The organism is Amycolatopsis sp. WGS_07 (assembly GCF_045278895.1).
Taxonomy (GTDB): domain Bacteria; phylum Actinomycetota; class Actinomycetes; order Mycobacteriales; family Pseudonocardiaceae; genus Amycolatopsis.
Genome location: NZ_CP136053.1, coordinates 9,789,757 through 9,802,026 on the forward strand (window position 1 = coordinate 9,789,757; position 12,270 = coordinate 9,802,026).

Sequence of the window (12,270 nt, forward strand, 5' to 3'; positions counted from 1 at the left end):
GTCACTCCCACCCGCTGGCCGCCTGCTCGCGCAGCGACTTCCGGTACTGCTCCAGCGCGACCAGGTCGCCGAACAGCGCGCGGTAGTCGTCCGGGGCCTCGACCGGCGACAGCCGCTGCAGCTTCGACTTGATCTCGCCGATCTGCCTGCCGACGAGGTTCTCCTGCACGCCCGCGAGCACGCCGGAGATGTAGCGCGAGTCCACTTCCCCCAAGGCGCGCAACGGTTCCACCGCCAGTTCGCTGAGCACCCGCCGGACCGTCCCTTCCGGACAGTGCGCCGACGCCGCGTCCAGCAGCGCGGGCCCGGTGAGCCCGGACGCCGCCCCGCCCGCCTTCAGCACGGCCAGGTGCACCGCGATGTAGACCGGATGCGTGAACGCCTCTTCCGGCAGCGAGTCGTACTCCGGACCGGCGATCGCGGGCTGCTGCAGCGCGGCCTTGAGCGCTTCGCGCTGCCCGATGAACCGCGGGTCGTTCGGCGCGGGACGCGGCAGGTCCTGTTTCTCGGGCTCGGGCGCCGGGGCTTCCTGCCGGGCCGCCGCCCGCCGGGGCTGCGGTTCGACCGGACCGCGCCGGGCCGCCGCTCCGGCCGCGCCGCGCACCCGGTTGACCACCTGCGCGACGTCCTGCCAGCCGACCCACCAGGCCAGCTTCGACGCGTAGCCGTCCCGGCTGGCCCGGTCCTTGATCGCGGCGACCATCGGGACCGTCTTCTGCAGCGCGGCGACCTGGCCGTCGACCGAATCGAGGTCGAACTGCTTCAGCATGCTCTTGATCACGAACTCGAACAGCGGCGTGCGCCGGGCCACCAGGTCGCGCACCGCGGTGTCGCCCTTCGCGATGCGCAGCTCGCACGGGTCCATCCCGTCCGGCGCGACCGCGATGTAGGTCTGCCCGGCGAACGTCTGGTCGCCCTCGAACGCCTTGAGCGCCGCCTTCTGCCCCGCCTCGTCGCCGTCGAAGGTGAAGATGACCTCGCCGCGGAAGGCGTCGTCGTCCATCATCAGCCTGCGCAGGACCTTCATGTGGTCCTCGCCGAACGCGGTCCCGGACGACGCGACCGCGGTCGGCACGCCCGCCGCGTGCATCGCCATCACGTCGGTGTAGCCCTCGACCACCACGACCTGATGCCGTTTCGCGATCTCCCGCTTCGCCTGGTCGAGGCCGAACATGACCTGCGACTTCTTGTAGATCTGCGTTTCGGAGGTGTTGAGGTACTTCGCCGAGATCCGGTCGTCGTCGAAGAGGCGCCGCGCGCCGAAGCCGACCACGTCGTTGCCGACGTCGCGGATCGGCCACACCAGCCGCCGGTGGAACCGGTCCATCGGGCCGCGCTGGCCCTCCTTCGACAGGCCGGACGCGAGCAGCTCCTTCACCTCGAACCCGCGGTTGAGCAGGTGCTTGGTGAGCTTGTCCCAGCCGCCGGGCGCGAAACCGCAGCCGAACTGCTTGGCCGCCGCCGCGTCGAAACCGCGCTCGGACAGGAAGTCCCGCGCCGCCTTCGCCTCGTCGGTGACCAGCTGCTCGACGTAGAACTCGGCCGCCGCGCGGTGCGCCTCGATCAGCCGGGACCGGGTGCCCCGGTCGCGCTGCACCGACGCGCCGCCGCCCTCGTAGGTCAGCCGGATGCCGACCCGGTCGGCGAGCCGCTCGACCGCCTCCACGAACGACACGAGGTCGATCTTCTGAATGAACTTGATGACGTCGCCGCCCTCGCCACAGCCGAAGCAGTGGAAGGTCCCGTGAGTGGGGCGCACGTTGAACGACGGGGTCTTCTCGTTGTGGAACGGGCACAGGCCCTTCAGGCTGCCCCCGCCGGCACGGCGCAGCGCGACGTACTCCCCCACGACCTCGTCGATCCGGTTGCGCTCACGCACCTCCGCGATATCGCTCTCCCGAATCCGTCCTGCCACGCCAACCACAATAGTTCTCCCTCCCGCCGCGCCGTGCGGCACACTCGGGACATGAGCACCACGACCGCGCTGGACGGCTACGCCGCCGAGTTCGCCGTCCACCGGCCGCACCTGATCCGGGCCGCCTACCGGCTCACCGGCACCCGCGCCGACGCCGAGGACGCGACGCAGGAGGCCTGGCTGCGGCTGTCCGGGCTCGACGACGCGGGCCGCGCCGCGATCCGCGACCTGCGCGGCTGGCTGACCGCGGTGGTCGGCCGGATCTGCCTCGACCGGCTGCGGTCGGCGGCCGTGCAGCGCGAGAAGTACGTGGGCGAATGGCTGCCCGAACCGATCGTCACGCCGCTCGGCGCGCCGGCGAGCGAGGACCCGCTCGAGACCGCGGTGCGCGACGACGGCCTGCGCATGGCCGCGATGGTGGTGCTCGATCGGCTCACCCCGGAGCAGCGCGTGGCATTCGTGCTGCACGATGCGTTCGCGGTGCCCTTCGCGGAGATCGCGGAAGTGCTCGGCTGCAGCCCGGCGGCGGCGCGGCAGCACGCTTCGCGGGGCCGTCGCGCGGTCGAGGATTCCGATCCGCCGGCCCGGCTCGAACTGGCGCAGCAGCAGCCGGTGCTGGAGAAGTTCGTGGTCGCGCTGCTCGCGGGCGACATCCGCGCGGTCACCGAACTGCTGCACCCGGACGTGGTCATGATCGGCGATTCCAACGGCCGGTCGCGCACCACCCGCCGGATGATCGTCGGGTCGGACAAGGTGGCCCGCTTCGTGCTCGGGGTGCTGGCGAAGTACGCGCCGGGCACGATGGAGCGCGGGCGGCCGGTGCTGGTCAACGGCGATCTCGGCCTGTGGCTGCCGCAGCTGCCCGCCGCCGACGGCTACATTGCCCTCGACGAGCGCGTGCAGACCTTCAGCGTGCGCGACGGCCGCATCGTCGGCGTCTACGACCAGGTCAACCCGGAGAAGCTCACCCGGATCACCCGGCCGGAGCAGTGACGCCCCGGCCGGGCCGGGCGGTCACGGGATCGGGACGCGGCAGGCGTCGCCCGAGGTGAAGCCCTGGTCGACGATGCCGAGCGCGCTGTTCATCCGCGCCCGCGAGTTCTCCAGGCCGATCTGATACGTCAGCTCGACCACGCCCTTCTCGCCGAATTCGGCCACCAGCTCGGCGATCTGCTCGTCGGTGACCGTGACGGCCGGGCCGGACATCGCGTCCGCGAGCGCCAGCGCCAGCCGCTCCTGGCGGGTGAACAACGGCGACGTCGCGTACTCGTCGATGTGCTTGAGACGGTCGATGTCGAGGCCGTCGTGCCGCTGCAGCATCGTGCCGAAGTCGACGCACCACGAGCAGCCGATCTGCGTGGCGACGCGGTAGACCGCGAGTTCGCGGACGTTCGCGGGCAGATGCTTCGACGCCTTCTCCGCCATCAGCTCGTGGGCGATGCTGGTCCGCAGCAGGCCGCGGTGGTGCGCCACGACGGCCATCGGCTCCGGCACCGCGCCGTACCGCTTGCCGGCGATCCGGTAGAAGAGCTTCAGCACCGGGCCGCCGTCGGTGGCTCGTTTGACCGGGATACGAGGCATGTCGGGTCCTCCTTCTGAGTGGTTCGAGGGAGGAACGGGACAGCCGCGCGAGATGTGACAGCGTCAGCGGCGGCCCGTGATCGGGCGCACATCCCAGATCCACACGCCGTCCACGAACTGCGCGGGTTTGCGCAGCAGGAGGTCCACCGTGGCGCGGTAGGCGTCGCTGTGCTCGCGCGGGATCAGCACGAGCACGCTGGCATTCCAGTAGCGCAGGTCCTCGATCGCCTGGTCGCGGTCGGCGTCGGTGATCTCCTGCGCTCGCTTGGTGTCGCGGACCCGGTCGAACAGCGTCGAGGTCGGCCGCTGGTAGGAGCCGTAGCGGCCGCGTTTGTCGTCCGGGCCCTGCGGTCCGACGAAGTAGCCCTCCGGCATCGAGTACCGCAGCCCGGCGTCCATCTGCCAGTGCAGCGGCTCCGACTCCCCCGAACTCGGCAGCGGCACCGGCACGACGGTGCCGCCGGGCGCGACGTAGGTCTGCCAGGTGCCGTCGGCGAAGAACGCGGGCGTCGGCGGGCGTTTCTGCACCAGCAGCTGCGTCGGCGCGATCGGCAGCAGCACGGCCGCGACCGCACCGAGCCAGATCAGCCGCACCGGCAGTTTCAGCTCGCCCTTCCCCGCGGCGGCGAACACGCGGTCGGTCGCGATCGCGAGCAGCGCCCCGATCGCGGGCACGCACGCCATCGCCAGCCGCGATTCCAGCAGCGATTCGAACAACGGCAGGTCCGCCAGCAGCTTCCACGGGCCGGGCACGCCGGTGTTCTCGTGCAGCACGGTGATTTCGGAGCCGAGCGAAAGCCAGGCCATCAGGAACATCGAGATCGCCAGCGAACGGGCCACGACCTCGCGCCACAGCCACGCGGTGACCACGACCATCAGCACGATCAGCGGCCAGCCGAAGAACGCGTTCTCCTCGGTGCGGTTCAGCGACACCGCGGCCGCTGCCTCCGGCTGCCCGGACACCGACTGCGTCGCGAACCGGGTCATCGCGGCGGTGTCGTTGCCGACCTGGCCGTGTTCCAGCCCGGTATAGCTGTCCGGCCCGAAGAACTGCCACCACAACGGGAACGCGACGACCACCAGCGTCAGCACCAGCGCGATGCCGCCGCCGAGCAGCACCGGCCGCACCATCGCCTTGATCTCGCGCGGCCGCGAAGCGCAGTAGGCGATCGCGAAAATCAGGAAGCCCAGCGCGAAGATCAGCAGCGGTTCTTCGCCGAGGAAAATCTGGTACGCGGTGAGCACGCCGAGCCAGATCCCGTTGCGCACCGGGCGATTGCCCTGCGCCAGCTGGATCACCTTGAGCGCGATGAACGGCAGGACGAACCACGCGACGAAGTTCGGATGCGCGTTGGCGTGCGAGATCATCGGCGGCGCGAATCCGGCGAACGCGCCGCCGATCGCCGCGGACACCCGGTTGCGCACGAGATGCCGCGAGAACACCCAGTACCAGGCCGCCGCGCTGCCGGCGAGGCTGCCGGTGAGCGCGATCGCCCAGGTGACCGTCGGGCCGAAGGCGAGCGTGATCGGGGTGAGCGGGACGCCGATGCCCAGCATGGCCGTATTGGCCATCATGTTCACGCCGAGCGGGTAGTTCTGCAGGCTGCTGGTGAGCGGGTTTTCCAGGTGCTGCACCGATTTCGCGGTGACCGCGAAGAACCATTCCCACAGGTTCTGGTCCGACGCGCTGTTCCACAGGTAGCCCTGGCCGAGGTCGGCCCACAGCCCGCCGAACAGGATCACCGAGAACGCCAGGTACGCGCCGATGATCCCGGCGTCGGCCCAGGACCGGCGCATCCGAGGTTCGGCTTCGACCGCGACGGGACCGGGTTCGCGAGGCGGTGCTTCGGTTTTCGCTTCGGGACGGAACACGCTCACGCGGGGCGCACCACCCGGGCGAAGAAGTACACCGCACCGCTCTCGGCGTGCCGGACGAGCAGCAGGAACGGCCGGTCGACCCGGACTTCGAGCGGCTCGCCGGAGATGAGCGACATGGTGCGCATCTGGATCGCGGTGGCCGCGGCGCCTTCGAGGCCTTGTTCGTCCAGCCGCAGGACGGCCTGATGCAGGATGCTGTCCACCCACAGCGGGCGGTAGTCCGTGAGACCGCTGAGATCAGCCTCTCGGGTGAACAGCTCGCGCACGCCGAGGCCCTGCAGCGCCCGTTCCAGGTCAGCCCGTACGTCGAGGGAGATCTTGGGCAGCGAAAGCTGGATCTTGCGCTGTTTCGGGCTTTCCAGCAGCCCGCGCAGCGCTTGCGCGTCGAGCGCGGCTTCCGCGGCGTCGAGGTCGCCGTCCGGGAGCAGGACCACCGTCTCGACGCCGCCCTCGGCCGCCAGCCGGACTACTTGCCAGCCGTTTTCGTGCGCGTAGCCGACGGTTTCGTCCAGGTGCATCGTCGGCACCTGGCGCACGCCGCCGGGGGTGTGGAAGTCCGCGTCCGCCGTCGCGTGCTCGGGGAACGGGCGACGCCAGGCGGTCTTCAGGTAGAGCGCGTTGACCAGGCTGGCGCGCGTGTCCGCGTGGATCGCGCCGTCCGGAAGCAGTTCCGGGATCAGGCCGTGAGTGGTCTGGTCCACGTCGGCGTTGATCCGCTCGCGCGCGCCCTCGGGGTCGGTCTTGAACGGCGCGGTCTCGACCTTGCCGCCGGGCCAGCGCACCAGTTCGTCCCGGAAGCCGTCCTCGACGGTGATCAGGTCCGAGGCCCAGAGCGTGTTCGCGACCGCCAGCTGGACGTCTTCGCCCAGCTCAGCGGCGGCGCGCAGCAGTTCGCCCTGATCGTCGCCGAGTACCGCGCCGAGTTCGTCCGCGGTCCGTCCCCGCGCGGCCAGGCGGGCGAGGACGAGCGCACTCGCCGCCGAGTACGGCGAGAGACACGCGTCGGCGCCCGGGGTCGCGGTCGCACCGTGCAACGCCAGGGTGAAAGTGAGGTGGCTGTCCAGGGCCATGCGGCGACCGTACCGGAACGGGTGGTTCCTCGGCTCACGGTTCGGCAGGCGGCGCCGTTCCGTGGCGTCCGGTGTGCCAGCGATGCCACTCGTACGCCTGCGCGTCGGTGAGCGATGCCACCTGGTCCACCACCACCCGCAACCGCGCCGCGTCGTCGGACGCCGCGTGCCACGCCGGGACCAGCAGCGGATCCAGCGCCTCGGGCGCGCGCCGGCACAACGCCGCCACCAGCTCGGTAATCACCTCCCGCTGCCCGTCCTGCATCGCCAGCCGGCGGCGATCGCTCATCACGTAGCGCAGCGCCAGCGCCTTGAGCAGCGCCACCTCCGCACCGACCTGGTCGGGCACCGCCAGCCGCGCGGCGTACCGGGTGAGCGGGCCCTCGCCGTAGCCCGCGCGGGTGCCGGTGACCGCGGCCGAGGCGAACCGGCCGACCAGCTCGCTGGTGAGCCGTTTCAGCGCGACCTGCGCGCGCAGCGAACCGTCCGGCTCCGCGCGCACCAGTTCGGCGACCACCGGCAGGTCGAGCAGCTCCTTCGCCGCACCCTCCAAAGTGGACACCGACAGCGTGGAGAAATGCCGCGCCGCGGCCTCGGCGACCGCCGCGCGTTCCTCCGGATCGGCCAGCAGGCGCAACCGGATCCGGCCCGCCAGCACGCCGTCCTCGACGTCGTGCACCGAGTACGCCACGTCGTCGGCCCAGTCCATGATCTGCGCTTCCAGGCACCGGCGCAGGCCCGGCGCGCCCTCGCGGATCCAGCCGAACACCACCGTGTCGTCCGGGTACACGCCGTACTTCGGCTCCCCGGACCGGCGCGGCCACGGGTACTTCGTGGTGGCGTCGAGACACGCCCGGGTGAGGTTGAGCCCCGCCGTCGCGCCGTCGGCCGCGACCGCCTTGGGCTCCAGCCTCGTGAGGATGCGCAACGTCTGCGCGTTCCCCTCGAACCCGCCGCACGGCTGGGCCGCCTGGTCGAGCGCGCGCTCGCCGTTGTGCCCGAACGGCGGATGCCCGATGTCGTGCGCGAGCCCGGCGGTGTCGACCAGGTCCGGGTCCGCGCCCAGCTCCTCGGCGATGCCGCGGCCGATCTGCGCGACCTCCAGCGAATGCGTGAGCCGCGTCCGCGGCGCGCCGCTGACCTCCGCGCCCTCGCCCGGCCCGACCACCTGCGTCTTGCCCGCCAGCCGGCGCAGCGCGGCGGAATGCAGCACCCGCGCGCGGTCGCGGGCGAACGCACTGCGCCCGTCCGGCCGCGCACCGGCCAGCGCCGCGCCCTTGGGTTCCTCGGCCAGCACGCGGGCGCGGTCGTGCTCCCGGTAGCCGTCACTCACCCCGCCAGCTTAAGCGGGACCACCGACAATTCAGCCCATCGTCGTGCCGAACAGATCGTCGGCGGGCGACTTGGTGAGTTCGTAGAACAGCAGCGCGCCGGTCTCGCGGAAGATGTAGCGCACCTGCGTCGACCGCTCCTGCACGATCGGCCCGCTGTGCGTCGGCGCGGTCCACGCCTCCAGCCCGAGATCCTCGGACATCGTCCGCGACCGGTACGAATGCCACGGATCGCTGACCAGCACCACCGAACGCCAGCCGTGCGCCTTCACCTGATCGGCGACCGCGCGGAGGCTGCGCAGGGTGTCATTCCCCTCGCCGACCGGCAACGTCGCGGCCTCCGGGACGCCGTGCTTGGTCAGCCACCGAGCCCCGGCGGTCGCCTCGGTGTAGTTGTCGCGGCTTTTCTTCCCACCCGCGGTGATGACGGTCTTGGCGACGCCGTCGGCGTAGAGCTGCCGCGCCTTCTCCAACCGCGCGGTGAAGATCTCCGACGGCTTGCCGTTGTACTGCGCGGCGCCCAGCACGACGATCGCATCGGCCGGAGTGCGATCGTTCTCGCGCGCGACCTGCCACACGCGGAACGCGGTGCCCCCGATGACCGCGACAAGGGCCAGCACCACACCGAAAACGATGCGGCGCACCCAGTTTCCCGCCGTAGGACCTGTCCACGCATCCATGGCGGCCATCCTCGCAGAGCCGTCGGGCGGTGCTGGGGAGGCACCCCGGCACGGTACCCGATCCAGCCGTCTGTGAAGGACTCCTTGAGGGAATCAGATTCACTCAAGGAGTCCTTCACGGACCGCTCTTCGCGAGCGAGCGGCGGCGGACCCGGCTAAAGCCAGCCGCGCTCCTCCGACAGCCGTACCGCCTCCGCGCGCGTCCGTGCGCCCGTTTTCCCGATCGCCGACGACAGATGGTTCCGCACAGTTCCGTCGGACAGGAACAGAGACTTCGCGATATCCGCGACCGTACTGCCGTCCTTGGCCGCGCTCAGCACGTCGCGTTCCCGGGCGGTGAGCGGGCTCGTGCCGGTGGCCAGCGATTCGGCGGCCAGCGCGGGGTCGACCACCCGCAGTCCACTGTGGACCCGGCGGACCGCCTCGACGAGCTGTTCCGGCGGTGCGTCCTTCACCACGAATCCGGCCGCCCCCGCGGCCATCGCCCTGGCCAGGTAGCCGGGGCGGCCGAAGGTGGTGCAGATGATCACCCGGCACGCCGGGAGCGCGGTCTTCAGCTCGGCCGCCGCGGTGAGCCCGTCCATGCCGGGCATCTGCACGTCGAGCAGGGCGACGTCGGGCACCGCCTCTTTCGCCGCGGCCACCACCTCGTCGCCGGTGCCGACCTGGGCCACCACTTCGATGTCGGCCTCCAGGCCGAGCACGGTGGCCAGCGCGCCGCGCACCATCGCCTGGTCGTCGGCCAGCAGCACCCGGATCACGCCAGTCCTCCAGCGGGCTCGGCCCGCACCGTGACGGCGGATCCGTCCGGACGAGGCTCCGGGACCTCCGCCCGGACCACCCATCCTCCCCCGGGCCGCGGCCGCGTCGCCAAAGTGCCCCCGACCGCGGCCAGCCGTTCGGACAATCCGCGCAAGCCGTTGCCCTGCGGCACCTCACCCGCGCCGCGGCCGTTGTCCTCGACCTCCAGCCAGTCCCGGCCCAGCCGCACCTTCACCAGCTTCGCGCCGGAATGCCGCAGCACGTTGGTGACCGCCTCGCGCAGCACGTAGCCGAACGTGCTCTGCAGTTCCCCGCGCACGTTGTCCACCGCGTGCGGCAGGTCGGCCTCGATCTCCGCCGCACGCAACGCCGCCCGCGCCCCCGCGATCTCCGCGGACAGCGACACCTCGCGATACTCCGACACCGTCGCCCGCACATCCGACAACGCCGAGCGCGTGAGCCCCTCGACCTCGCGGATCTCCCGCACCGCCTGGTCGATGTCGCCGGAGCTTTCCAGCACCCGCCGCGCCAGCCCGGACTTGACGGTGATCGTGGTGAGGCTGTGCCCGAGCAGATCGTGCAGATCGCGGGCGACCCGCTCGCGTTCGCTGGCGACCGCGAGCGTCGCGATCTCCTGGTTCGCCAGCTCCAGCCTCCGGATCACCCGGACCAGATTGGCCATGAAGAACATCGCCGACGTGACCGAGGCGACCGTGATCACGTCGGTGAGATGGTCCGGCAGATCCCCGCGCAGGTACAGGACCAGCACCAGCAGGCCGAGCGCCGACCCGTTGAAGATCACCGCCCACGCCGCCGGGAACAGGAAGGCCAGCGTCGCGGTCGCGTAGAGCAGGACGTACGGGCTGGCGTCGGTGATCAGCGCGCACAGCAGGCCCAGCACCAGCATGACCCCGCCGAACCAGAGCTTCGTCCGCCGGGGTTTGCCGAAAACCGCCGGGAAGACGGCGTAACAGGCGCAGTACGCGTAGACCAGCACGCCGAGCAGGATCCGGATCCACAGCGGTCCGGGGTCCGCTATCAGGCCGCGCGTCGCCGGAATCAGCAACGGCAGCAGGAACGCCAGCGAGATGATCGGCCAGCCGATCTTGTTCGGACCGCGCCCAGGACGCGTCGGCGGATCGTCCCACCAGGACGCCCGGTCGGTGAGCCCGAACCGGTGCTCGCCGGTCGCCGCCCCATGGCCGTGTGGCCGCACGTCGTTCTTCCCTCCCCGCCCGGTCAAACCCGAGCGCTGTCCTTACGGTAACGCCTGACCACGACAATCCCGAGAATCAGCGTCCACGCCCCGAGCACCCCGATCGCGGCGGGCAGGCTCACCAGCAGGTGGTCCGTCACGGCCGGGCGGACCAGGCCGAGGACCCAGTAGGTGGGCATGATCTGCGCGACGTCGTGCATCCAGGACGGCATGCCCTCCAGCGGAATCCAGAGCCCGCCGAGGAAACCCATGCCGAGCGTGACGATCATGCTGATCGGCTGCATCGACTCCGGTGTGCCGAACTGGCCCAGCAGCAGTCCGAGCAGCACCAGCGGGACGGTGCCGAGGAAAATGCCGAGGAAGACGCGCAGCCAGTCCGCCGGGTCGAGATGCACGCCCTGGGACAAGGCCGCGATGGCCGCGACCAGGATCAGCGCGGGCAGCCCGGCGAGCATCCCGGACAGCGTTTTGCCGCCGAGGTAGCCCATTCCGGACAGCGGCGTCAGCCGCAGCTGCCGTTGCCAGCCGCCCGCCCGCTCGATCGCAAGCCGGGCGCCGTTCGTGGTGGCCGCGGCGAAGGCGCCGAACGTCATCATGTTGACCATGAGCACGGCCGCGACCGCGACGTGGTCCGAGGCCGACGGATCGGTGAACACGGTGGCCTGCAACAGGAACATCACCGCTGGGAAGGCCACGACGAGGACCAGGAACCGCGGCGAGCGGAACAGCCTGCGGGTTTCGACGAGCAGATAGGCGGGGTTCATCGGACTGCTTCTTCCGTTTCGTCGGAGGTCAGGGAAAGGAACGCGCCTTCGAGGCCGACCGCGCCGATTTCGATGTCGTGCACGGCCGGGACAGCGGCGAGCAGCGCGCGCAGGGTGGTGTCGGAGTCCGAACTGGACAGTGCGACGCGTTCGCCGCGCAGTTCGAAGGAAGTGACCGCGGGCAGCGCCGAGACCAGCCGGTCGCTGACCCCGGCGGGCAGCACCGCGCGGATGGTCCGGCCGCCCGCCAGCGCGCGGACCTGCGCGACGGACCCGTCGGCGACGACCTCCCCGGCCCGCATCAGCACGACCCGGTCGGCGAATTCCTCGGCCTCTTCCAGGTAGTGGGTCGCGAACAGGACGGTGCGGCCGGTGTCGGTGAACGAGTACATCGACTTCCAGAACTCGCGCCTGCTGCCGACGTCCATCGCCGCGGTCGGCTCGTCCAGCACGAGCAGATCGGGGTCGGACACCAGCGCGACCGCGAACCGCACGCGCTGCTTCTGCCCGCCGGAAAGCTTGTTGGCGCGCCGGTCGGCGATGTCCTCGACGCCGGCGCTGCGCAGCGCGTCCCGCACCGGCATCGGACGGCGGTGCAGCTTCGCGACGAGACCGACGGTCTCGCGCACGGTCAGGTCGTCCAGCAGCGTGCCGCCCTGCAGCATCGCGCCGATCATCCCCGCGCGGACCGCGTCGGCGGGCGTCCGGCCGAACACCGAAACGGTGCCCTCGTCGGGGGTGGTGAGCCCCAGAATCATGTCGACGGTGGTCGATTTGCCCGCCCCGTTGGGCCCGAGCAGCGCGACCACTTCCCCCGGCGCGATGGTCAGGTCGACGTGCTTGACCGCGCGCACGTCCCCGTAGCGCTTCGCGATCCCGCCCAGCCGGATCGCCGCCCCCGCCGCGATTTCCTGTGTGTTGTCCATGCACTGAAGCGTGCCGCGCCGAGGCGGCCGGTACGCAGGCCGAGCGTCACGACCCGACCGTGACAGGTGTCAGGGGTGCCCGGCGCGTCGAGGGGCGGAAATGCCGGACGGCCCTCCCCGCGGTGCGGGAAAGGGCCGTCCGTAAAG

At 71.2% G+C, this 12,270-nt stretch carries 11 protein-coding genes; 1 reads left to right on the top strand and 10 read right to left on the bottom strand.

Annotated features, from left to right (window positions below; translation table 11 throughout):
• Nucleotide 1: 1 nt before the first annotated feature.
• Nucleotides 2–1,915 (bottom strand): DNA primase, encoded by a 1,914-nt coding sequence (dnaG, locus tag RPX00_RS45815; RefSeq protein ID WP_406635461.1) that lies wholly within the window; start codon nt 1,913–1,915, stop codon nt 2–4.
• A 51-nt stretch (nt 1,916–1,966) separates the two neighbouring features.
• Between dnaG and RPX00_RS45820 the strand changes: the two genes are divergently transcribed.
• Complete coding sequence (locus RPX00_RS45820; protein WP_406635463.1) at nt 1,967–2,908, top strand: sigma-70 family RNA polymerase sigma factor; 942 nt, start codon at nt 1,967–1,969, stop codon at nt 2,906–2,908.
• Between the two features lie 21 nt (nt 2,909–2,929).
• On the opposite strand, the gene RPX00_RS45825 is transcribed toward RPX00_RS45820, so the two are convergent.
• The 9 genes from RPX00_RS45825 to RPX00_RS45865 form a co-directional block, all read right to left on the bottom strand.
• A complete protein-coding gene (locus RPX00_RS45825; RefSeq protein ID WP_116204669.1) occupies nt 2,930–3,496 on the bottom strand; it encodes a carboxymuconolactone decarboxylase family protein in 567 nt (188 codons plus the stop codon).
• Between the two features lie 63 nt (nt 3,497–3,559).
• Nucleotides 3,560–5,374, bottom strand: a complete 1,815-nt coding sequence (locus tag RPX00_RS45830) for a glycosyl transferase (RefSeq protein ID WP_406635465.1) — start codon at nt 5,372–5,374, stop codon at nt 3,560–3,562.
• The gene (locus tag RPX00_RS45835; protein ID WP_406635467.1) at nt 5,371–6,444 is read right to left on the bottom strand and encodes a serpin family protein; all 1,074 of its coding nucleotides are present in this window, start codon (nt 6,442–6,444) and stop codon (nt 5,371–5,373) included. The genes RPX00_RS45830 and RPX00_RS45835 overlap by 4 nt, the downstream gene beginning before the upstream one ends.
• 34 nt (nt 6,445–6,478) lie before the next feature.
• Nucleotides 6,479–7,777 carry a deoxyguanosinetriphosphate triphosphohydrolase gene (locus RPX00_RS45840; protein ID WP_406635469.1) on the bottom strand — a complete coding sequence of 433 codons (1,299 nt, stop codon included), beginning with the start codon at nt 7,775–7,777 and terminating at the stop codon, nt 6,479–6,481.
• Nucleotides 7,778–7,807: 30 nt separating this feature from the next.
• Nucleotides 7,808–8,455, bottom strand: a complete 648-nt coding sequence (locus tag RPX00_RS45845) for a YdcF family protein (protein ID WP_406635471.1) — start codon at nt 8,453–8,455, stop codon at nt 7,808–7,810.
• Nucleotides 8,456–8,610: 155 nt separating this feature from the next.
• Complete coding sequence (locus RPX00_RS45850) at nt 8,611–9,216, bottom strand: response regulator (RefSeq protein ID WP_406635473.1); 606 nt, start codon at nt 9,214–9,216, stop codon at nt 8,611–8,613.
• A complete protein-coding gene (locus tag RPX00_RS45855; RefSeq protein ID WP_406635474.1) occupies nt 9,213–10,433 on the bottom strand; it encodes a sensor histidine kinase in 1,221 nt (406 codons plus the stop codon). Before RPX00_RS45855 ends, RPX00_RS45850 begins: the two co-directional genes overlap by 4 nt.
• A gap of 23 nt (nt 10,434–10,456) precedes the next feature.
• A complete protein-coding gene (locus RPX00_RS45860) occupies nt 10,457–11,197 on the bottom strand; it encodes an ABC transporter permease (RefSeq protein ID WP_406635476.1) in 741 nt (246 codons plus the stop codon).
• A complete protein-coding gene (locus RPX00_RS45865; protein ID WP_406635478.1) occupies nt 11,194–12,123 on the bottom strand; it encodes an ABC transporter ATP-binding protein in 930 nt (309 codons plus the stop codon). Before RPX00_RS45865 ends, RPX00_RS45860 begins: the two co-directional genes overlap by 4 nt.
• Between the last annotated feature and the right edge of the window lie 147 nt (nt 12,124–12,270).